We start from the raw sequence: 20,970 nt of genomic DNA, 5'->3' as shown, positions 1-20,970 counted from the left end.
TTCCGAATGGCCGCGCGGAACGGACGAGTTCGAGACGTTCGTTGGTAGCGTTGAGCTGAACCCGATATGGATCGACGCCGGCTGATGGACGTGCGAGCAACATCGATGCGAACGACGGCTCGCCGCTGATTGGAAAACGACGATGCATTCCCTCGACACTGCCGTCATCGTCCTGGCCGGGGTCGCGCTGTTTGCGGCCTTCGTCAATGGCGCGATCGGTTACGGGTTTTCATCGCTCACGGTCCCGCTTGCGCTTATGTTCTACACAAATCGCATCCTCAATCCGGCCGTTGTCGTCGTGGAGGTGCTGATCAATTTCTATGTGCTTTTGATCAACCTGAAGGGTGTGCCGAGCGTCTGGAGACGGGTGTTTCCGATTCTGGCGGGGCTCTTGCCCGGCATTGCCGTCGGCTCCATCGCGCTTGCCTCACTGCAGCCCGGCTGGGTCAAATTCGCGACCTACACGATCTTCCTGCCGCTGATCTTGATCCAGGCCGCAGGCTGGCGCCGCCCCATTCAATCGACCTGGCTGGTCGGTTTGCCGTTCGGCGCAATGTTGGGCGTGCTGTATTCGGTCACGACCATCTCAGGGCCGCCGCTGGCGATCCTGTTCAACAATCAAGGCCTGGTCAAAAACGAGTTTCGGGCCGGCCTGGCCCTGGTCCGCGCCGCCGAGTCGAGCGTAACCGCGATCGCCTATTACAAGCTCGGCCTCTTCATCACCGAGAGCGCGCAACTGCTCTACGTGTTCATTCCGAGTGTTGCAGTCGGCATCCCGCTGGGCGCCCTTCTGATGCGACGGGTTGATCCCGAGACCTTTCGCCGGATCTGCATGAGCTTTGACGCCTGGGTGGTCGGATTTGGTCTTTCGCGGACTCTGATCGAGCTCAACTTGATGCAGAGCCCGTGGGCTTACGGCGTCATGTTGGCGACGATCCTGATCGACGCCTGGTTGTTGTACCTGTTCTTCGCCAGGCGGGCCGCCGCCAGGAGGGCACAGGACAAGCTGTAAGCCTTCGCGTACCCGGAACGCTCGTCGCGAGCCTGGTGTTGTGTCTCTGACATCTGATTCACTCGGTGTCATTCCGGGGCTCGCGAAGCGAGAACCCGGATCTCGCGCCACAACCTCTGGATTTCGGGTTCAGCCCTGCGGGCTGACCCGGAATGACGGAATGGATTGTCAGAGCCACAACACTAGTTGTGGGCCGCGCCGGCCTTGGCGTTCGCCTTCGACGACTTGGCCGTAGCGGTCTTTGGGGCATCAGTCGTACGCACCGTGCCCCAAGGATCGCTTGGACCCCGGTCTGGGATATTGCCGAGAGATCGCTGATAGGCGCGATCAGCTTCTTTTTCGGCCTCGATATCGGACTGCGATCTCTCCTTGTCCGTTTCCCCATAGCGCGGAACGTGCTGCTGGGCGAAGGCCGACGTGGCCGATAGCGCGATCATCGCGGCGGCAATAAACATGCGCATGAATGGCTCCCCCGATCCTGACCAACTCAAGGCTAGACAGGGGTTGTGTCTAAAGCACGATCACGCCAGCAGCGAAATCCCCAAAACCACGGCCGTGCTCGCCGCGGCAATTGTGCGCTGCATACAACCCTGCGTGATGCCCGGAACCCCTTGTTAAACTGGCCGTTGCCCCGTCTGAAACAGGAGGGATCCTGCCATGAACAAGTTTTCCATCCTTTGCATCGTGCTTTGCGTAAGCCTTATGGGCGCGGCTGCGTCCGCGCGCGGGCAGGGTGGTGGTATGGGCATGCACACTTCTTCCACGTCCGGCGGTGTGTTCGGCAGCAGCGCGGCTGCGCCCGGCACCAACTCGCTGGGCACGGCGCTACCGTCATCCGGTCGCGGCAACGGTCGGATGAAGGGGCCAGCCCTCGGGACCGGCAATCCGGCCGTCGATCGCGAAGACGCCAGGGTCTCCAAGATGGTGGAATCGATCTGCCGCGGCTGCTGACGAACGGCTTGTTGAGAAGCCCGGTTTCTCAGAAACCGACGTGTTCGTTGATATAGAAGGTGTTGAGGATCGTGATGCGCGGCTGGTCGGTCTGGATGGTCGGACGGCCGTGCCAGCTCATTTTCTTCAATGTGTGATAGGCCTTCAGCACCACGAAGGCGTATCCGACATTGGGCAGGAACGGGATCGTCTTCACTGGCTCCAGGCAATAGGAGTCGGGGTGCAGCAGGCCTTTCAGCGAGGCCCGGTACAGCGTTGTCCCCAGCGCCTGTTGGCTCGCATCGGTCGGACAATAAAGCTGCATCGTCACGACCTTCTTGCGCGTGTCCGGGTGCGGCTTGATCTGGTAGCCGTCCCGGTCCCTGTAGACGACCGGCTTTGCCACCAGCTTCAGCTCGTCGGGACCGGCGACCTTGTCGCCGCGGGCGCGAATTTCGAGCCCGTCATGAAGCCTGGCGCGGATCGCGTTCTCGACCTCTTTCGAGGTCAGCATGGTGGAGACCGCAGCCCAGGCCTCGCGCAGTTCGGGATCGATCTTGTCGACATTGTCGCCATAGAGCCGCAGCGCCATGCGCGTGCCGGTCCCGGTGATCGGGTCATAGCCTTGGGTGGGAATGTGCCGCACCAAATCCCGGTAGAAATCGGACGGGAAGAAGTCCCGAAAGACGATGTGCGGAAAGGGCAGGGCGAAGTGATCAGCGGCCTTGATGCTGGCGACCGCGTGCGCGGTGAGTTCGTCGGCGAGGTCGGATGGTGCCGCTTTCGCAAGTGCAGGCATGGAAAATCCCCCAAAGACGCCCCCAAGGCGCAGTTTGCCCTCTGGGCCGGTCGAGCGTCAACGAGCTTCGTGACGCAAGTGGATGGAACTGCTCTATAGCGGAGCCGGACCCGCGAGAGCGCCCCCACGGCGGTTCCCGCTCAGCCCGGCGATGAGCCGGCGCAGCTATATCAGCCGCGGCGATCCTTGTCGCCCAAGGCGAGGCCGTCCGGGATCAAATCTGGTTGCATCCTGTTAGCTTGCGCCGCTTGCGCGGTCACTTCGCGAGCAACCGCCGGCACGCGTCGACAAAGACTTGAGCGCCCGTAACGATGTCCTCGTCCGCCGTGTTTTCATGCCAATGATGGCTGATGCCGCCGATCGATGGCACGAACAGCATGCCGGCCGGCATGATGGTGGAGAGCACCTGTGCGTCGTGACCGGCGCCGCTCGGCATGCGCAAGGATTTGCCGGCGGCAAAGGCGTTGCTCGCGTCCTCGATCGCCTGCTGAAAGGCGGAGTCCATGATGGCGGGAGCGCCTGTGCGGATGCACTCCACGACCGCGCTGCAGCGACCCTGCGCGTTGACCTCGTCGGCCATGCCGTGCAGGGCCGCCTCCAGGCGCGCGACCACGGATGAATCATCGTCGCGAATCTGGAACAGCATTTCGGCCCGGCCCGGGATGATGCTCGGCGCGCCCGGATCGAGCGTGATGCGGCCGGTGGTCCAGACCGTGCGCGGCCCGCACAGCTTGGGAAAGCGCTCGTCGATCGCGACGCAGAACCTGGCGAGCGCCAGTCCCGCGTCCTTGCGAATGGCCATCCGTGTGGTGCCGGCGTGGTTCTGCTCGCCGCTGAAGGTGATGCGGTATTGCCAGATGCCGACGATGGAGGTGACGATGCCGATCTTGAGGCCGGAGCTTTCCAGCGTTTCGCCTTGCTCGATATGCGCTTCGAGATAGCCGATATGGCGTCTTCGCTCGGCCGTGACGCGCGCACGTCCGGCAAGCCCGACGGCGGCAAGGGCATCCCGCATCGTGCGGCCGCTGGTGCGGTCGCGCGCGGCATCGATATCGGCTTCCGTGACGCCGCCGACATAGGATCGGCTGCCGAGGAAATGGCCGAAATGACCTTCCTCATCACACCACGCCGCTACCTCGACCGCGCCCTTGATGGCAGGATCGGGATTGAGAACGCGCGCCGCTTCCAGCGCATAGACGACGCCCAGTGGACCATCGAGCCAGCCCGCGTAATTCTGGCTTTCCAGATGCGAGCCGGCGAGCAGCTTGGCTCCGGCTTTCGCGCTGGTGCTCACCACATTGCCAATGCCATCGATCGAAGCGGTCAAGCCCGCAGCCGGCAATTGCTCGACCAGCCAGTGAAGCGAACGCATATGCGCGTCCGAAAAGGTCGGCTTATGGACGCCGGTCTTGTAAGCGCCGAGCGCGCGCAGCGCGTTCAGATCGGCCAGAACGCGGGCGCCATCGACGGGCGGGGACGGGGCGGGCATGAAGCAGCACCTCTGCAAATTTCAGGACCGGTGCAGCATTCCATTCAGACCGCGCGACGGATGCAACCGCCATCATGCGCCACACGCCGCGGTCCCGTGCTCACCGGCGATGATGGGGTCGAAGCAGTGGCCGGCGCCGCGGCCCCTGGGGCGTGAAAAACGGATTGATGATGCATTGCGCCGAGCGGCCCGAGGCCGACGCTTGACACTGCGCCATCGAAGTATAGCCGCAGGCAACGTAGCCGCCATTGATGCCGTAGACCTGCAGGCAAACCGGATAGCTCGGGTCATACATCTGAGCTCGCGCCGGCGCCGCGGCAGCGAGAACGGCGGTCACTGGGATCACCATGGCCAGGATGGTCTTCACAGATGGGCTCGCAGAGTCGGCTGTTCGATCGACACTGGGCCTGAGTGCGAATCTCAGGCCCGCATCATCTTACGATCCTGGCTAGTCGATGGAAGCCTGTCAGGCCAGGACGCTTTGGCTGGACGTGTTCTGGGTCCCCGTGCTGGCCGTGCCTTTGGCGGTGTAGCCTTGGCCGCTCGCTGTTGCGCTGGCCGTCGTTTGGACCTCGGTCGTGCCGTCGGAATAGGTGATGGTCGTGGTGGTGATGCTGTTCACGGTCACTGAGACCTCGCTGACGATGGTCTTGCTGGAGGATGATGAACCTCCACCCGCCGCTCCGCTTCCAGCGGCGGATTGCGACGATGAGGCAGACTGGGACGACGCGGTCGCAGACGGAGACGATGCGGTCGCAGTTGTGACCGAACCAATGGCAGAGATGGACATGGAGACCTCGGGAAGACCGATGAGGGGCAAGCGCGGTTTGCGATCCGCTCGATGCTTGAACGCAGATCTCCGACAAAGCAGGCGGGGCAATCTGGATGTGACGGGATTTACGGCCGGGGTATTGGTGTGTAGGGGGACGTCGAAGCGGGCCACCCTCACGATCTTTGCCCAAATGGCTGAAGGCTGGCGCTCCCTGGCGAAGGGCGATATGCGAACGAAATCAACTAGTTTGCCACTTCTTGAACGCAAATTCGCGCATTAGACTAGCCCTATTTCGGCTCTTGGCAAACTTTGCAAAGGGCAAGGTCGCTCAGTTGCAAAGGGCGATCAACCCCAGCTGGAACCGATTGCACCGTCAGAGGTTCTTGCCATCCATGAGCAGCGCCGTCGCCCCGGCGCAGCAAGCGCCGAGGCCTGAGGCGCTGAGCTGTGCTGCTGGGAGGGACGCCCATGAGACTCACTCTTTCGGTCATCAAGGCTGACGTTGGCTCCATTGGCGGGCATACGAAGCCGTCTTCACGCATGATGGCAGCTGTCGAGGGCGAGGTCGCGAAAGCGATCTGCAATGGTCTACTGATCGACGGTTTCATCTGCCACACCGGCGACGACATTGCGATCGTCATGACGCACACGCGGGGCGAAGGCAGCTCCGAGGTTCATCAATTCGCCTGGAAGGCCTTTCTCGCGGCCACTTCGGTTGCAAAGATGTCCGGTCTCTACGGCGCCGGCCAGGATCTTCTCGCGGACGCGCCTTCCGGAAACATTCGCGGTGCCGGCCCGGGCGTCGCCGAACTCAGCTTCGACCACAGCCTCTCGGGCCCGAGACCCGCAGAATCCTTCATGGTGTTCGCCGCCGACAAATGCGGCCCCGGCGCCTATAACCTGCCACTCTACCTTGCTTTCGCCGATCCCATGTATTGCGCCGGGCTGATGCTGCCCCCGATGATCAAGGGATTCCGTTTCCATGTCATCGATATGGACCACACGGCGGGCGACAGCGTGATCGAACTCGACGCGCCTGCGGACAACTACCACATTGCTGCGCTGCTCCGCGACAACGAGCGCTTTGGCATTGATCGCATCGTTTCTCGCACCCATGGCGAGGTCGCCGTCGCCGTCTCGGCGCAGCGTCTGCACTCGATCGCAGGCAAGTACACCGGCAAGGATGATCCGGTCGCGATCGTGAGGAACCAGGGGATCTTCCCGGCGCCCGAAGAGATCATCTCGCCCTTCGCCAAGGCGCATTTTGTCGGCGGCGATGCGCGCGGCTCGCATGTGATGCCGCTGATGCCCGTTCCACTCAACACACCGGTGACAGGTATGTACTGCCTGCCGATCGTTTCGTGCGCCGGCTTTTCGATCGACAAGGAAGGCCGGTTTTCCGAGTCGTATACCGACTTCTTCGATAACCCTGCGTGGGACGAGGTGCGCCGGCGCGCGCAGCGCAAGGCCATCGAGATGCGCAGCCAGGGCTGGTCCGGCGCCGCGATGCTGCCTTACTCCGAGCTGGAATATGGCGGCTTCCGCGACACCGTGTCCGCACTGCTGAAACGTTTTCGGCTGCGCGAGGAGCGCAAGCCGGAGGCGGCCGAGTAGCGGCCGCTTACGACCAGAAAGAAGCGGGGTGGGTGCAAGCCGGGACCGGCCCCATGTCCCCGACTGATGAGACGTGAATAACGTTCGAATAGCCCGTAGATGTGATAAGGGGCCAGGCCTCGCACGCTGCTCACGCGCTACGGCGCCGTGCGGTTGCGTCCCCGCTCGCGGCTTGCTGGCAGAGGTGGCCGTCCCTCAGATCGATGGTGTCAAAAAATGGAGTCGGACAAGTCAGCTCCAAGCATCTTCGGCGTTACGGCTCGCGCTCACGGCTCCATGGGAAGAGATTGGCCGGAAAATCTGCCGCATAGCGGTGCCCCTCTTTCGGGGGCCGAGGTCGTTCGTGGACAGGATTGGAGTCAGGCTCCAAAGCCCTCCGATACAGATGCCAGGTGGCATGACCGAGCACTGGCAAAACGACCGCGAGGCCGACGAAGAATGGCAGCGACCCGAGCACCAGCAGCGCCGCGACAATAAGTCCCCATGCGGCAATGGGTACCGGATTTTTCAGCGCAACCCGCAGCGACGTTCGGACTGCGTCGATCGCAGTCGCATGTCGGTCCAGCATCAAAGGAAACGAGACGACGCTGACACATAGGGCCACGACCGCGAACAGGCAGCCGACCCCGCAGCCAATGATGATAAGCGACCATCCTTCGGGTGTCGTCAGCACGCGCCTTGCGAAATCGGGGATGCTTGCAGCCGGTGCGTTGCCGAAGATCGCAATGTAAATGGCATCTGCGGTGGCAATCCAAATCCCGAACAGAACGAGCAGCAGAATGCCAAGTTCGAGCATGGCGCCAAAAGACGGCGCGCGCAGCACGTAAATCGCATGCCACGCTGCGGCTTCGTCGCCCCGCTCGCGGCGGCGGCTGAGCTCGTAGAGGCCAAGCCCGGCAAAGGGGCCGATCAGCGCAAAACCTGCTGCCAGCGGAAACAGCAACGGCAGCACCGAATAGCCCAGAACCAGTCTGAACAGGACGATTCCGAGAACCGGATAAATCACACACAAGACAATGGCGTGACTTGGTATGGCCTTGAAATCGTCCCAGCCCAGACGCAGCGCGTCGCTCAAATCGGATAGGCTGATCTTTCGAACGACGGTTGGGGTGGTGTTACCGAACATTCGTGGTTCAGGCCTTGCGATGTTATCGAGATATTGGGTGGCCATGGCCGCAGTCTCCCTTGCTCGTGCCGCAGGCTCTGAGGACGGCGCGCTCTTGTTCCACGCAACCGCCTCTCACCTCCGGAGATCGCGGGGGCGCCGAGTGCGGCAAATCAGGTTCAAAGGAGAAGGAGCTTTGCCGGACGACACCTGTCGCAACCGGTCAGCATAGTTTACTGCGACAGACGCGCATTAGTGCTCACGGTTGGGTGAATTGTGCGTTTGCACAGCGATCGGGCTTGTTGCGGTGCATTACCAATTGAACGGCGGATGGCTGGCAGGGTCGGATCAGACGTGGCACGTGCATTGGTCTATTGACTCTATTGACGCCGGGCTCGGCGGGGACCATTTTTCAATCGCCCAAGCTCTGATCTGGTTGGCGGTTGTAACGTGCGCGCCAGGTCTCAACGTCGCGACCGCTGGAGTGGGCGAGGCAAGAGACACGCGGGCGAATGTGAACTCAGCCATCGCGCGATTGGCGTGAGCGTCGCCCTTTAAAGATTGGCGTGAGCGTCGCCCTTTAAAATTGTATCCGTGGCCTGCAACGGCAAGGATGCATGAGGGATGGCCGTAGCACTCATTCTGCTTTTGATCTTGATCGGCTCGGTGGTGTTTCACCTCTTGAGCCCTTGGTGGTTGACGCCGATCGCCACCAACTGGAGCTACATCGACGGCACGGTCTACATCACGTTCTGGATCACCGGCGCGGCTTTCTTCGCGGTCGTCGCGTTCATGGCTTATTGCGTCTTCCACTTTCATCACAAGGAGGGAAGGCAAGCGGCCTATAATCCAGAAAACAAAAAGCTCGAATGGTGGCTCAGCGTCGGAACTGGAATCGGCGTCGCAGGCATGTTGGCGCCCGGCTTGGTTGTCTGGCACCAGTTCGTAACGGTCCCGGCGGACGCCACCGAGGTCGAGGTCATGGGTCAGCAGTGGCAATGGAGCTTCCGCCTCCAGGGCAAGGATGGTCGGTTGGGTACGACCGATGTGCGCAACATCAGTCCCGACAACCCTATGGGCCTGAATCGCGACGATCCGTATGGGCAAGACGATGTCGTGATCGAAAACGGCGACTTGCATCTCCTGTTGGGGAAGCCTGTCAAGATTCTGCTGCGCTCCGTTGATGTCTTGCACGACTTCTATGTGCCCGAGTTCCGCGCCAAGATGGACCTGGTTCCGGGCATGGTCACCTATTTCTGGATAAAGCCGATCCGAACTGGCACGTTTGATGTTCTCTGCTCTCAATTATGCGGCGCTGCGCATGCGGACATGCGGGCCAAGGTCATCGTCGAGGAAGAGAGTGAATATCATGCCTGGCTCGAGAAGCAGAAGACGTTTGCAGAATTGTCAGGCCGAAAGGCCGTTGTGAGGGCGACGTATAAATCCGGCGGTGAGTAAGAGAGTGCCGCTCAAAGAAAGCTGGGCGTGTAAGACCTCATCGCCCCGGTGGAAACGACCGAGGAGGCATTTCGATGGTCGACATCCCGTATGAAGCGATTGCGGACGTTCCGCCTGCCGAAGTCCCTGACGTTGAACTCTATCACCCCAAAAGCTGGGTCACCAAGTACGTCTTCTCGCAGGACGCCAAAGTCATCGCCGTCCAGTACGCGCTCACGGCGTCGGCAATCGGGCTCGTGGCCCTGGTGCTGTCATGGATGATGCGACTTCAACTGGGATTTCCAGGCACCTTCTCCTTTATCGATCCAAACCAATACCTCCAGTTCATCACCATGCACGGCATGATCATGGTGATCTTCCTGCTCACGGCATTGTTCCTGGGAGGCTTCGGTAATTACCTCATCCCGCTGATGGTCGGTGCCCGGGACATGGTGTTCCCCTATGTGAACATGCTGAGCTACTGGGTCTACCTGCTCGCAGTCCTTGTGCTGGGCTCGAGCTTTTTCGCGCCTGGGGGGCCTACCGGCGCCGGCTGGACGCTCTACCCACCGCAGGCGATTCTCTCCGGCACGCCTGGAGGGCGGGACTGGGGCATCATTCTCATGCTGGTCTCCCTGATCCTGTTCATCATTGGCTTCACCATGGGAGGGCTGAATTATGTGGTGACGGTACTGCAGGCGCGCACGCGCGGCATGACGTTGATGCGTTTGCCTTTGACCGTGTGGGGCATTTTCACGGCCACCATCATGGCGCTTTTGGCCTTCCCGGCGCTGTTTGTTGCCTCGGTGATGATGCTGTTTGATCGCGCCCTGGGAACCAGCTTCTTCATGCCCACACTCATCGAGATGGGTTCGCTTTCGAAATATGGCGGCGGCAGCCCGCTCCTGTTCCAGCATCTCTTCTGGTTCTTCGGCCATCCCGAAGTCTACATCGTCGCCTTGCCGGCCTTCGGCATCGTTTCTGATCTGATCAGCACCCACGCGCGAAAGAATATCTTCGGCTATCGCATGATGGTTTGGGCAATCGTGGCGATCGGCGCTCTCAGCTTCGTCGTGTGGGCGCACCATATGTATGTGAGTGGCATGTACCCATATTTCGGGTTCTTCTTCGCCACCACCACGCTGATCATCGCCATCCCGACCGCGATCAAGGTCTACAACTGGGTACTAACCCTGTGGCGCGGCGACATTCATCTCACGGTTCCGATGCTGTTCGCCCTCGGCTTCATCATCACGTTCGTGAACGGCGGCCTCACCGGCCTCTTCCTCGGCAACGTTGTCGTGGATGTCCCGCTTTCGGCTACCATGTTCGTCGTCGCGCATTTCCATATGGTGATGGGCGTGGCGCCCATCCTGGTTGTGCTGGGAGCGATCTATCATTGGTACCCCAAAGTCACGGGGCGGATGTTGAACGAGGTGCTCGGCAAGTTTCATTTCTGGGTCACGTTCCTCGGTGCCTATATGATCTTCTTTCCCATGCACTATCTTGGGCTGCTCGGAATTCCGCGCCGGTACTACGCACTCGGCGACGCGGCGTTCATCCCGCCATCGGCCCATACGCTGAATGCCTTCATCAGCGTGGTGGCATTAACGGTAGGCGTGGCCCAGATGGTCTTCCTGTTCAATCTGGTCTGGAGCCTGTTCAGGGGCAAGCCGTCAGGGGGCAACCCATGGAGGGCAACAACTCTCGAGTGGCAGACGCCGGAGACGCCGCCCGGGCACGGCAACTGGGGCAAGGACCTCCCGGTGGTTTATCGCTGGGCGTATGACTACAGCGTGCCGGGTGCCAAGGAGGATTTCATTCCGCAGAACCAGCCGCCGGTACCCCGAGGTGCTCACGGAGCTGGGCCATGAGCGCTATCATCCTGTTCTTGGCTGTGATAGCGATCATCGTCGGTTGGTGGCTTTCGCAACAACGACTGACAGCCAAGCCCTGGCTGGAGGAAGGTCCAATCGATGACTTCCCCGGAACGGGCGCAATGACCTTGCCGGCAGCGAAGATCGGACTGGGGATGTTTCTCGCTGTCGCCGGTTGTTTGTTCACGCTCTTCATCAGTGCTTACTCCATGCGCATGAACATGGCTGACTGGCGCGCGTTGCCGGTGCCCAAGCTGCTCTGGTTTAACACGGGCGTTTTGGTCTTGAGCAGTGTCGCGCTGCAATGGGCGCACCTGGCCGCGCGCCGCAACGACATGGACGGTGTCATCCTCGGCCTGCTCGCAGGGGGCGCAGCTGCCGTTACATTCCTGGTTGGGCAGCTATTGGCGTGGCAACAGTTGATCGTCGCGGGGTATTTCGTGGCGTCCAATCCTGCCAATTCTTTCTTCTACCTGCTCACCGCGGTGCACGGGCTACATCTGATGGGTGGTTTGGCGGCTTTGGGCAAAACGACTGCCAAGGTGTGGCGGAGCACAGAGGTGACGGAGGTGCGGCTGAGCGTGGAGCTGTGCACCATCTACTGGCATTTCCTGCTGTTGGTCTGGCTGGTCTTACTTGGTCTCCTGACGGGCTGGACCGACAATTTCATCGACATCTGTCGTCATTTGCTCAGTTAGGAAGGGACGAAAACAGATGGCAGAAACTGCGCTGACAGCCACCGGAGAATCGTCCGCCCGGATCGCGGGCTGGCGAGGCATCGCCGCCGACTGGTCCTCCGATCAGCGGGCTTTCAAGAATGTCTCTTGGGGGAAGGCCATGATGTGGATCTTCCTGCTGAGCGACACCTTCATCTTTAGCTGTTTTCTGCTCTCCTACATGACGACGCGAATGTCCACGACCGTGCCCTGGCCCGATACGAGCGAAGTCTTCGCTCTTGATATCGGGGGCAAGCACATCCCAATGATCCTTATCGCTATCATGACGTTCGTCTTGATCAGCAGCAGCGGAACAATGGCGATGGCGGTCAATTTCGGCTACCGCCGCGATCGCGTCAAAACCGCAGCCTTGATGCTGGCCACGGCGGCATTTGGGGCAACGTTCGTCTCCATGCAGGGCTTCGAATGGACCAAACTGATCATGGAGGGCGTCCGGCCCTGGGGCAATCCCTGGGGCGCGGAACAGTTTGGTTCATGCTTTTTCTTGATCACCGGCTTCCACGGCACTCACGTGACGATCGGCGTTATTTTCCTGATCGCCATCGCGCGAAAGGTGTTGAGGGGAGACTTCGATGTCGAAAGACGCGGCTTTTTCACCAGCCGGAAGGGGTATTATGAGATCGTCGAAATCACCGGCCTGTACTGGCACTTCGTCGATCTGGTGTGGGTCTTCATCTTTGCCTTCTTTTATCTTTGGTGAGGTCGGCACATGACGAACGCCGCGGTACATGTCGAAGGACCACAGCCCTCGTTGCAAGCTCATGTGCATGACGCAGCCGCGCCAGCAGCGCACGCGAAGGGCCAGCAGCACCCGATCAAGCTCTATCTCGTGGTCTGGGGCTGGCTGTTCGTCCTCAGCACCTGCTCCTTTCTGGTCGATTACTTTGGGATACAGGGCAATCTCAGGTGGTCCCTGATCGTGCTGTTCATGGTGTTGAAGGCCGGCCTGATCGTCGCCGTCTTCATGCACATGGCGTGGGAACGCCTGGCTTTGGCCTACGCCATCCTGCTTCCGCCGGTGTTGGTCTTGGTATTTGTGACGATCATGGTGCTTGAATCTGACTACACGCGCCTTATCCGGCTCTTGTTTTTCGCGTCATCGACATAGGTACCGGGACGCATTTGATCGACAGATGCAGGCGTCACTGCGATATGCCAATCCCGGGAGGTGGGCATGGCGAGAAAACGCATCGGCATTCTCACGGGCGGCGGCGACGCGCCCGGCCTCAACGCAATCATCAAGACTGTGACCTATCGCGGCAGCGAGGACGATATCGAGGTCGTCGGTCTGCGCCGCGGTTGGGAGGCCCTCACGCACCTGAACCTCGACGACCCCGCCAGCAAATCGCACTACCTCATCCCGCTCAACCGTGAAAACACGCGCATCATCGACCGCCGCGGCGGCACCGTGCTGCACTCGAGCCGCACCAATCCCTCCAAAATGAAAAAGCTGCCTGATCATCTCGCTGGCCAGGACTTTCCAGTCTCGGAGAGTACCAAGGGGGGGATCGCAACCAGGACCTGGGACCTCACGGGCCAGATCCTGGCGAACCTGTCGGGGCTTGGCATCGAACACCTGATCGCCATCGGCGGCGACGATACGCTTAGCTATGCGGACAAGCTCAACGGGCTCGGCGTCAAGATCGTCGCTATCCCCAAGACGATGGACAACGACGTCCGCAACACGGAGTACTGTGTCGGCTTCTCGACCGCGATTACTCGTGCCAGCGATGCCATTCAGCGGCAGCGCACCACGATCGGCTCGCACGAGCGCATCGGCATTTTCCGGATCTTTGGCCGCGATGCCGGATTTACTGCACTCTATACCGCATACGCGACCTCGATCCGATGCGTGATACCGGAGTACAAGGTCAATCTCGACAAGCTGATCCAGTTGCTGCTCCAGGATAAGCGCGTCAACCCAAGCAACTACGCGCTGATCGTGCTGAGCGAAGGCGCCGAGTGGGAGGGCTACAAGGTGCAGGAAATTGGCGAACCGGATGCCTACGGTCACCGCAAGAGAGTGAGCGTGGCTGAAGCGCTTGCCGATGAGATCAAGCGGCGCGCCGGCGAGGAAACCACCGTCTCCGATCTCACCTACGACCTGCGATCGGGCGATCCGGACTTCATCGACAAGCTCGTCGCCCTGACTTTCGGTAACATGGCTTACGATGCCATCCTGGAAGGCAAGACCGGCCTTATGTCAGCGCTGGTCGATGGCCGCTACGACCTCGTGCCCATCCCAGACGCCAAGCTCGGGCCGCGCATGTTGGACGTTGCCAGCACATACAATACGGAGCGCTACCGTCCTCTCTATTCCAACAAGCGGGGGCTGCCGATCTTTCTCAACCGTGCGTCTTAAGAGTGGGGCGACATCGCTTGACGGTTTCAATGCGCCGTGACGGGCTGCCCTCAGCCGCGGTTTGCCAAATAAAGCAAAAAGCCAAATCGAATCAACGATGCTGGAAATTTTTGGCGCTCCCTAGCGGAGGGCGCGGGCTTCACCGGAAGCAACTGAAAAACAAGCGCAAATCGGCTTCGCTGCTTCGGTGTTGCTACCACGAGCTGCTACGACCAAACAAGCACGGATCGAACCGCGTGCTGGATTATTAGACTAGCCGTCGTTTTTCGAGTTGATCGGTGCTTGGTGCCAAGCGGCTTGCATCGCAAGCTGAAGTGCGTGAGCGGTCTGGATGACAAAGGCCTGTTCAGGCTCGATTGGCTGAGCAAAGGGCAGCAGGATGTAAGCGTGGCAGAGCTGATCGGGCGGAATGGGGTCTGGATGGACCTGCCTTCCATTCTCGGCAGCGGCCTCCACCAAGAGCTTTGCCCAGCCTCGGCACGGGCGCCCTCGCAGATTTCCTTGGACCTCGGCAGCTTGTTCAAAATCGACGTAATCAAGCCGATCTACAGAGAGCTCATTGACGCCTTGTTTCTCAAGGAAGACCTTGGGCGGGATAAGTCCACGACCGGCTGCCTTGACGTGCTTGCTATCAAATATAGCCCTTCCGAGTGTTTCCCCGGATTGAAGCTGATTAGGCGGCGGCATCTTCTCTCAATGGTTGCAAATAGAAGTTCAGATGCGAACGCCAGGTTTTACCACTGAGCCCGTAGTTGCTGCTGAAACTTTCACCCTTTGAGTTTCCGAAAAAGTGAATGGTGCGATCCGCCCTGATTACCACAAGCAAGCCTTCACCACCTTTCTTCCAAAACAAGTGAAGGTTTCCCTGATGGTCTATGTCGATTGCGGGCGCGTCAACGCCTGCCTTCGCTGCCTGCTCAAGCGCTGCGGCGCCTAAGCCGAACATCATTTCTCGCTTTTCAGCGTCTGGTTCGGCGCCTTCATCTAACGTCTCCGTCAATTCTTGACGTGCTTCCTCAAGCCACGAGTGTTGGGCGGCCTCCTTTGTATCGGACGCGCCCAAAACAGCGACGTTCTGCTCGAGGGCAGCGCGTACAATGGCCCATTCCTCCGCGACCGGGACGGGCTCCACTAAACCTTGCACCGCCTGTAGATAGCGGACAAACGGCCCCTCATTGAGTTGGTCCATCGCAGCAGTCATCAGGTCTAATTCTGCAGCGCAGATTACTTGCGTGCCGCTCAAGCCAGCAAAGCCGCTCGCCGAAATTTGGCTGGACGTGCCTGCATCCTTGGTGGTTGTGACGACGACCGTGCCGTGATGGCGCGTCCGCCGCGTAATGCTCCCATGCAAAGCCCGTCTGTACGCGCGCGCCTCAGCTTTAGCCTGGTCCCGATCCGATGCTCTATTCTCGTATTCGTCGGCAGGACCAGCGAGTATGCGACTGGCGAGCATTCCTTCCAATCCTGTAACGGTACTACTCATCTCAAATTACCTCGCCCTGCTTGAGGTTCTCTTCTAACAATCCCCGAAGAAACTGGAACTCTGATGTAACTTCTTCAGGTGTAAACCGTACCTCAGGATCGGGGGCTGTGTTGAAGTCGAACTCAAAACTTACGTAGTGATTTTCAGACAAAATGGCAGAGCCTGTCGGAGCCTCACCAAGCCCCTGAGCCGAGACCCTTGCCGTCATAGATCCCCACGCCCCCATTCGATTGACTACTCTACCAGCAGTGTCTTGGGTTGGCCAGTTCACCCGATAGATGAGGTCCCTCATCCGCGCAGGATTTACCGAAACGGACTTGAGGAGCACCTTTAGCTCTTCGTAGGCCTCATCGCGGGATGTCACCGGCTTAAGGAGCGTCCCCGCCAGCGCGACGCGGTTAACTAGCTTCAGCCTTTCCGAGACTGCCCGGAGGCGGCTGAACAGCTTGTCAAAAAGAGCTTCTGCTGGGCCGACGCTCACGGTTGGCAAGGTCTGGCCGTCGAGAGGATTTATTTGATTTGGAAGCAGCGGCTGAAAAACGACGTCGACGCGACCTATCCCGCTGCTGATCGAGAGAAAGGCGCCTTCGAAAGCACCACTCACGACGACGATGGCGTCCTTTGGCTGCCTATTCTCGTTGTCAGGCTGACTACCCGTGAATTCCTGCCACCACTCGGCGGCTACGGCTGTCGCTTCGGTCGGGAAAAAGGTGGCCCGTAGAGCCTGAGCTTCCCATTTGGCCGTCACTTTGTGTCCTCTGCCTGAGCTAAGCCCGTTTATCGAATTTTCCTTAAGCAACCGCAACCGGCTTGCACAAAATTGTGAGCGGGCCTTGTAAAAGATCTAAACGGTCAATAAGGTTCTTTACAGGCCGCTTCGTAGTGGCCCTGAGGAGACCAAAGGCCATGCAACAGCTCATCACCTATATCCGCGTGTCGACCTCGGGGCAGGGCCGCTCGGGGCTCGGCATCGAGGCCCAGCGCCACACACTCGCTCAGTTCGCCCAAGGGGAGGGCTTCGAGGTCGCCCGGGAGTTCGTGGAGGTGGAGACGGGGAAGGGGGCTGATGCTCTAGACCGACGACCCCAGCTCAAGGCCGCTCTCGCCGCTGCGCGCAAGCTCAGGTGTCACGTTGCCGTTGCCAAGCTGGATCGCCTCAGCCGCGACGTTCACTTTGTCTCGGGGCTAATGGCCCATAAGGTGCCCTTCTTGGTCGCAGAGTTAGGACCTGACGTGGACCCCTTCGTCCTGCACCTGTTCGCTGCGTTAGCCGAGAAGGAGCGCGCGCTCATCTCCACGCGCACTCGGCAGGCCCTTTCAGCCGCCAAGGCTCGCGGGGTGTCCTTGGGCAACCCAAGGCTCCACGTGGCCCGCAAGAGCGCCGTGGAGGCTGTGAAGACCGAGGCTGATCGATATGCGGCCAACGTGCTCCCAGTCATCCGCGAAGCGCAGAAGGCCGGCGCGCGTACCCTCAGGGAAATTGCGGAAGCGCTGAACGCCAGAGGGATTGCCACGGCCCGTGGTGGCCAGTGGCACGCGCAATCGGTCGCGAACATCCTAGAGCGGGCATAGGAGCACCCACGCAGGCCCGTCGCAGTTCTGTTCGCTGCGGTGAGAACGGTGGCAACGCATCCGAGGAATCATCGCGCCCCGGCCGCGCCGCTGACATCAACGCTAAACGCGCCTCCGACCTTCACGCAGGTATCGGTGCCCGCGACTCTCACAAATCCAGCACCGAACGCGGCACAGGGATTGGCAGCAGTGCTCTTCAAGGGCGGAAGCCGATCACGAGGCGTGGCGTAGTTCAGTTTAGTGCGGTTGGCCGGATCAGCCAGAGCCGCTGAACCCGACAACGCGGCGATGATCATCGCGAAGAAGAAAGTCCGCATCGCTTTTTTTATCGGCCGCCGGCGCATTTTGCTAGGCGGGCTGTGCGCGCTTTTGGGTCCCCTTTTGGATGGACCTACGGTTCTATGCGGGCGGCCCATCCCGATTTCAAAATGTCGACTTAAAGGGGCGGGCCGCCGCCGAGGTACACCGGGACGTGTGTCTCCCCCAGGATTTCCCGGGTGTCCCATGTCGCGCTTCGGTGCCGCCAAGTGGGTCTTTGGACCTCTTTTGCAATGAAATCGCGGGCTTACGACATTTTCACGCCCACTACCGTACGGAAGGAGCTGACGCCCGCGCTCCCCTTTGGGCGGCTTTGGTGCTCTTAGGTGGCCGGCGTCCCATTGAAATCTAACGACAATTCCGAACTGATCAATAACTTAGCCAGCCTACCTAGCCCACTCTTCCATGAAGGCGGCGCCCTAAAGGGCCAGTCCCACCGATGGACGCACCGGCCGCCCGCTTCGATTGAGCACGCGCGTCCCACGATGGACACACCAAGTGCTCGCAAGCTCACCAGCCGATTGGCCGCCGACCTACGGCGCGCCTGGCAAAACGCCCGCGAGCGGCTTGCTTCACTTCCGCAAAACCAGAAGGGGGGTCACTTCTTCATGTCGCTACGGGGTTAAATCCGGACGTCGCTTGACACCAACGCAGGAAATTAATTGATAGACCAACCTCACGACATCACCGCAGCACCCTCGCTGCCATCAGCGCCACCATCAGCCTCACCACCGCAGGCCCCCGATTTCAAGCAGGTGCGTCGCTATCTTCGCACGATCCAACAGCGGGAGGCTCTCGGCCAATTCATGAAGGCCGGCTGGACGCCCGGTGAACTCGCGGAATACGCACGCAGCGTGTACCTCGTGCCGGGCCAGACGAAGCCCACAGCAGCGTCCTACCGGCTCGCGATTGAGAAAGGTCCAGACCACGAGTGGGCTCAGGAAGCCTTAGCACGCATGCGGGCTCCTGGTTACGTGATGCCTCCGTTTGATCGGCCCGAGCCCAAACACTACGAATGGGAAGATCACGACAACCCCGCGCATCCCGAAGGGGTTCGGGAAGCAGTTGAAACACTCGCACGCGGGTACATGGCCGCATACGATGACAAACTGCGCCGGCCAAGGCGAGGGCCTGACACCCCGATACGCAAAGGCCTTCTGCGAAAGTGCTTCCGCGAGCTGTATGACGCTGACGCTTTCGGCTTGCGAACCCGCGCTCGGTAATGGGCGCGCTCCCCAGGCCCACAGCGACCATCAACACCGAGATCGATCTCTACACCGACCACAAACACACTGACCGCGACGCACTCCGCGTCTAGCACTGGCCATCGCGCCAACGCACGTAACTCTCGTAGCTGAACTTCTTCCAAAGAACTCCAAATTGCCTTTAGAAACTGCTACCTACATCTCTGACCTTGTCACGTCCAACCCGGCCCACAGCGACGGCCTGAACACCGCTGACGCCCACATGCGTCTCATCAAGGCGGTGTTGCAGAACACTTTCGCTGGTCTGGTCGGCCCGCTCACGAGTGCATCGGGCCTGATCCTTCCTGCTGAAGGCACCGCATCAGCCCCCGGCCTTTACTTCAAAACCGAGAACACGCTGGGCCTCTACCGCGCCGCTGCGGGTGAGATTGGCATCGCAGGGCGGCTTGTTGGACAGGGCGCGCTGCCTATCGGAGCCATCTTCGACTTCGCAGGCCCCACACCGCCTCCGGGCTCCATGACCTGTGATGGCCAGGCGCTGTCGACTACGCAATACCCAGAGCTGTTTGCAGCTATCGGGTATACCTGGGGAGGCTCAGGGACAACGTTCTACCTGCCGAACCTGATGGACCGCTACCGGCGCCATCGCAGCACTGCAGCGAACCCTTACGGCGGCGCGCTCGGAACGCTGCAGAGCCCTTGCAACCTCAGCCACTACCACAACGTCCAAGGTGTGACCGGCAACGAGAACCAAGGTCACCAGCACGGCTTCTCTGGCACCACGCAGGGCATGAATGCGAACAACCCGCACGCTCATCCGGTGCAGAACCAAACCAACATCGTGACCGGCAATAACACCGGATCAGGTGTAGGCGGTGGTGGTGCGTACGGCCCATTCCAGGCGCCGTCTGTCGCCTTCAGCATTGGCGCGACCGATATCAACCACGGGCACTCCTTCAGCGGCGTGACGGACTACGAGAACGCCAATCACAACCACAACTTCAACGTCAACTCTGGCGGTGGCTCGGCTGACAGCAACGAGGCACGCCCGTACTCGGCGACCGTGTTGACCTGCATTCGAGTGCTGTAGTGAAGCTCCTCAAGCTCTTCGAAATCCCCCACGTCATGACCTTCAAGCGCCGTTGGGTGCGTAAGGTGATGATCATCGCGGCCTTCCCGCAGGAGGTGGTGCGCGCTGTCTATCAGACCTACCAGAACGCTGCCTATTGGTGGCGTCAGGCTTAAGGGAGGGCCTATCGCGTCCACCTAAGACTCAAGCAAACCGAACGTAACCGGGAGGCGTCCACGGTGGTTCCCTAGGGAGCACTCAGGGACGCCTCCTCTGCGCAAATAGATGCAAATAGATTACTTGGTGAAGATAGTCCCCGCTCTGGCACCCATTGGACCGGCTCATCGGCGCCTGTGCTTTACTCAGGTCTCCAAGGCAACGAGGGGTCGTCATGTCAGAGCCAGTGAATTCTCACTTAACGCGCGGGGATCGTATCATCGCGATGAGGCTTGGAAACGGTCTAGTGGGGCTTCATCGCCTGAACAGGAACATGCCCATGCGTGCCGTGGCCATGTTTCTACTGATTGGGCACCAAGAAGGTCTCACCGTGAGCGAGTTGGCCAAGCGCTTTGGCGTGCGGAAAACTGTTGCCTCCCGCTACTTGAGTGACCTGGGCGCCGTCAACAGGCACGGTAAGCCGGGGCTTGGTCTCATTACGCTGGTGCAAAGGGTCTATGGCGACCGACGAGAACGACGTGCGTATGTGACCGAACGCGGGCTGGAAATTATCCGAGAAATGCGTGTTGCCGCAACTGAGGTGCGCCCGCGACAGCGGTTTTGACACAGCTCTCATGATCGTGACTCTCCGCACCCAAGTGGCTCCAGGACAGGCCCTTCAGATCCCTAAGGTCTACACAGGGGCCCAGGGCACGTGAACGGCCGAAGAACACCCGTGGTGCTCCTCGTGCGGCCTCGGGTGACATAGGGAGACCTGAGGACCCTCAGGCTCGATACACCGAGATTGATCTACACCGACCACACTCTGAGAAGCCCTTAGGAATCTTTAGGAGTCCCGGGGTGCCGACCGTGCTCCTTCGTCCCTCCGGTGTCCCGCCTTCGCCCCACATAGGACCGTGTGAGGACAACACGCGCCCCTTGGGAAGGGACACAGTCAGGGGCTGGGCGGCACAGGTCGGCTCAGGGGAAACCCTCAGGGAGAATTACAGCAAGTTAATTTAGACTGACTTCA

23 protein-coding genes are annotated in these 20,970 nt (G+C 60.3%); 13 read left to right on the top strand and 10 right to left on the bottom strand.

What is annotated here, in order from left to right; all coding sequences use genetic code 11:
• The first annotated feature begins 142 nt into the window (after positions 1-142).
• On the top strand, positions 143-1,012 hold the full coding sequence (locus F758_RS0120975) for a sulfite exporter TauE/SafE family protein (protein ID WP_024509713.1): 870 nt from the start codon (positions 143-145) through the stop codon (positions 1,010-1,012).
• Positions 1,013-1,194: 182 nt separating this feature from the next.
• On the opposite strand, the gene F758_RS0120970 is transcribed toward F758_RS0120975, so the two are convergent.
• Complete coding sequence (locus F758_RS0120970; RefSeq protein ID WP_024509712.1) at positions 1,195-1,473, bottom strand: hypothetical protein; 279 nt, start codon at positions 1,471-1,473, stop codon at positions 1,195-1,197.
• 196 nt (positions 1,474-1,669) lie between these two features.
• Here F758_RS0120970 and F758_RS0120965 point away from each other — a divergent pair, with 196 nt between their 5' ends.
• A complete protein-coding gene (locus F758_RS0120965; RefSeq protein ID WP_024509711.1) occupies positions 1,670-1,963 on the top strand; it encodes a hypothetical protein in 294 nt (97 codons plus the stop codon).
• A 28-nt stretch (positions 1,964-1,991) separates the two neighbouring features.
• On the opposite strand, the gene F758_RS0120960 is transcribed toward F758_RS0120965, so the two are convergent.
• From F758_RS0120960 to F758_RS51925, 4 genes are all read right to left on the bottom strand, one after another.
• On the bottom strand, positions 1,992-2,741 hold the full coding sequence (locus F758_RS0120960; protein ID WP_024509710.1) for a hypothetical protein: 750 nt from the start codon (positions 2,739-2,741) through the stop codon (positions 1,992-1,994).
• A gap of 256 nt (positions 2,742-2,997) precedes the next feature.
• Positions 2,998-4,230, bottom strand: coding sequence for a Zn-dependent hydrolase (locus F758_RS0120955; RefSeq protein ID WP_024509709.1), 1,233 nt, complete (start codon positions 4,228-4,230; stop codon positions 2,998-3,000).
• A gap of 100 nt (positions 4,231-4,330) precedes the next feature.
• Positions 4,331-4,597 (bottom strand): DUF3551 domain-containing protein, encoded by a 267-nt coding sequence (locus F758_RS0120950; RefSeq protein ID WP_024509708.1) that lies wholly within the window; start codon positions 4,595-4,597, stop codon positions 4,331-4,333.
• Positions 4,598-4,696: 99 nt separating this feature from the next.
• Positions 4,697-4,858 carry a hypothetical protein gene (locus F758_RS51925; RefSeq protein ID WP_245286541.1) on the bottom strand — a complete coding sequence of 54 codons (162 nt, stop codon included), beginning with the start codon at positions 4,856-4,858 and terminating at the stop codon, positions 4,697-4,699.
• A gap of 612 nt (positions 4,859-5,470) precedes the next feature.
• Between F758_RS51925 and F758_RS0120940 the strand changes: the two genes are divergently transcribed.
• A complete protein-coding gene (locus F758_RS0120940) occupies positions 5,471-6,616 on the top strand; it encodes a fructose-1,6-bisphosphatase (RefSeq protein ID WP_024509706.1) in 1,146 nt (381 codons plus the stop codon).
• Between the two features lie 253 nt (positions 6,617-6,869).
• Here F758_RS0120940 and F758_RS0120935 read toward each other — a convergent pair whose 3' ends face one another.
• The gene (locus tag F758_RS0120935) at positions 6,870-7,787 is read right to left on the bottom strand and encodes a DUF2189 domain-containing protein (protein WP_024509705.1); all 918 of its coding nucleotides are present in this window, start codon (positions 7,785-7,787) and stop codon (positions 6,870-6,872) included.
• 558 nt (positions 7,788-8,345) lie between these two features.
• On the opposite strand from F758_RS0120935, the gene F758_RS0120925 reads away from it, so the two are divergent.
• The 6 genes from F758_RS0120925 to F758_RS0120900 all read left to right on the top strand — a co-directional run bounded on the left by F758_RS0120925 (position 8,346) and on the right by F758_RS0120900 (position 14,134).
• Positions 8,346-9,179: a cytochrome c oxidase subunit II gene (locus F758_RS0120925; RefSeq protein ID WP_024509703.1), complete on the top strand. Its 834-nt coding sequence runs from the start codon at positions 8,346-8,348 to the stop codon at positions 9,177-9,179.
• Positions 9,180-9,253: 74 nt separating this feature from the next.
• On the top strand, positions 9,254-11,032 hold the full coding sequence (locus F758_RS0120920) for a cytochrome c oxidase subunit I (protein ID WP_024509702.1): 1,779 nt from the start codon (positions 9,254-9,256) through the stop codon (positions 11,030-11,032).
• Positions 11,029-11,733 carry a cytochrome c oxidase subunit 3 gene (locus F758_RS0120915; RefSeq protein WP_024509701.1) on the top strand — a complete coding sequence of 235 codons (705 nt, stop codon included), beginning with the start codon at positions 11,029-11,031 and terminating at the stop codon, positions 11,731-11,733. The genes F758_RS0120920 and F758_RS0120915 overlap by 4 nt, the downstream gene beginning before the upstream one ends.
• 16 nt (positions 11,734-11,749) lie before the next feature.
• Complete coding sequence (locus tag F758_RS0120910) at positions 11,750-12,472, top strand: heme-copper oxidase subunit III family protein (RefSeq protein ID WP_024509700.1); 723 nt, start codon at positions 11,750-11,752, stop codon at positions 12,470-12,472.
• A 9-nt stretch (positions 12,473-12,481) separates the two neighbouring features.
• Positions 12,482-12,880 (top strand): cytochrome C oxidase subunit IV family protein, encoded by a 399-nt coding sequence (locus tag F758_RS0120905; protein ID WP_024509699.1) that lies wholly within the window; start codon positions 12,482-12,484, stop codon positions 12,878-12,880.
• 66 nt (positions 12,881-12,946) lie between these two features.
• Complete coding sequence (locus F758_RS0120900; RefSeq protein ID WP_024509698.1) at positions 12,947-14,134, top strand: 6-phosphofructokinase; 1,188 nt, start codon at positions 12,947-12,949, stop codon at positions 14,132-14,134.
• Positions 14,135-14,386: 252 nt separating this feature from the next.
• On the opposite strand, the gene F758_RS0120895 is transcribed toward F758_RS0120900, so the two are convergent.
• Genes F758_RS0120895 through F758_RS0120885 form a run of 3 tightly spaced genes read right to left on the bottom strand, consistent with a single transcriptional unit; the run spans position 14,387 to position 16,365 of the window.
• Positions 14,387-14,821 (bottom strand): hypothetical protein, encoded by a 435-nt coding sequence (locus F758_RS0120895; protein WP_024509697.1) that lies wholly within the window; start codon positions 14,819-14,821, stop codon positions 14,387-14,389.
• The gene (locus tag F758_RS0120890; protein ID WP_157450090.1) at positions 14,808-15,617 is read right to left on the bottom strand and encodes a hypothetical protein; all 810 of its coding nucleotides are present in this window, start codon (positions 15,615-15,617) and stop codon (positions 14,808-14,810) included. The genes F758_RS0120895 and F758_RS0120890 overlap by 14 nt, the downstream gene beginning before the upstream one ends.
• A gap of 1 nt (position 15,618) precedes the next feature.
• Positions 15,619-16,365, bottom strand: a complete 747-nt coding sequence (locus tag F758_RS0120885; RefSeq protein WP_024509695.1) for a hypothetical protein — start codon at positions 16,363-16,365, stop codon at positions 15,619-15,621.
• Between the two features lie 158 nt (positions 16,366-16,523).
• On the opposite strand from F758_RS0120885, the gene F758_RS0120880 reads away from it, so the two are divergent.
• Entirely contained in the window at positions 16,524-17,189 is a 666-nt protein-coding gene (locus F758_RS0120880) for a recombinase family protein (RefSeq protein WP_024509694.1), read from the top strand.
• Between the two features lie 68 nt (positions 17,190-17,257).
• Here the strand turns inward: F758_RS0120880 and F758_RS0120875 are convergent, their stop codons facing one another.
• Entirely contained in the window at positions 17,258-17,506 is a 249-nt protein-coding gene (locus tag F758_RS0120875) for a porin (RefSeq protein WP_024509693.1), read from the bottom strand.
• Between the two features lie 1,468 nt (positions 17,507-18,974).
• On the opposite strand from F758_RS0120875, the gene F758_RS0120860 reads away from it, so the two are divergent.
• From F758_RS0120860 to F758_RS0120850, 3 genes are all read left to right on the top strand, one after another.
• Positions 18,975-19,802 carry a tail fiber protein gene (locus F758_RS0120860; protein WP_024509691.1) on the top strand — a complete coding sequence of 276 codons (828 nt, stop codon included), beginning with the start codon at positions 18,975-18,977 and terminating at the stop codon, positions 19,800-19,802.
• The gene (locus tag F758_RS49675) at positions 19,802-19,957 is read left to right on the top strand and encodes a hypothetical protein (protein ID WP_157450089.1); all 156 of its coding nucleotides are present in this window, start codon (positions 19,802-19,804) and stop codon (positions 19,955-19,957) included. The genes F758_RS0120860 and F758_RS49675 overlap by 1 nt, the downstream gene beginning before the upstream one ends.
• Positions 19,958-20,277: 320 nt before the next feature.
• Positions 20,278-20,562: a helix-turn-helix domain-containing protein gene (locus tag F758_RS0120850; protein ID WP_157450088.1), complete on the top strand. Its 285-nt coding sequence runs from the start codon at positions 20,278-20,280 to the stop codon at positions 20,560-20,562.
• The last annotated feature ends 408 nt before the right edge of the window (positions 20,563-20,970 follow it).

This window comes from Bradyrhizobium sp. ARR65 (genome assembly GCF_000472385.1).
Taxonomy (GTDB): Bacteria; Pseudomonadota; Alphaproteobacteria; order Rhizobiales; family Xanthobacteraceae; genus Bradyrhizobium.
This window is presented reverse-complemented; position numbering and strand designations above follow the sequence as displayed.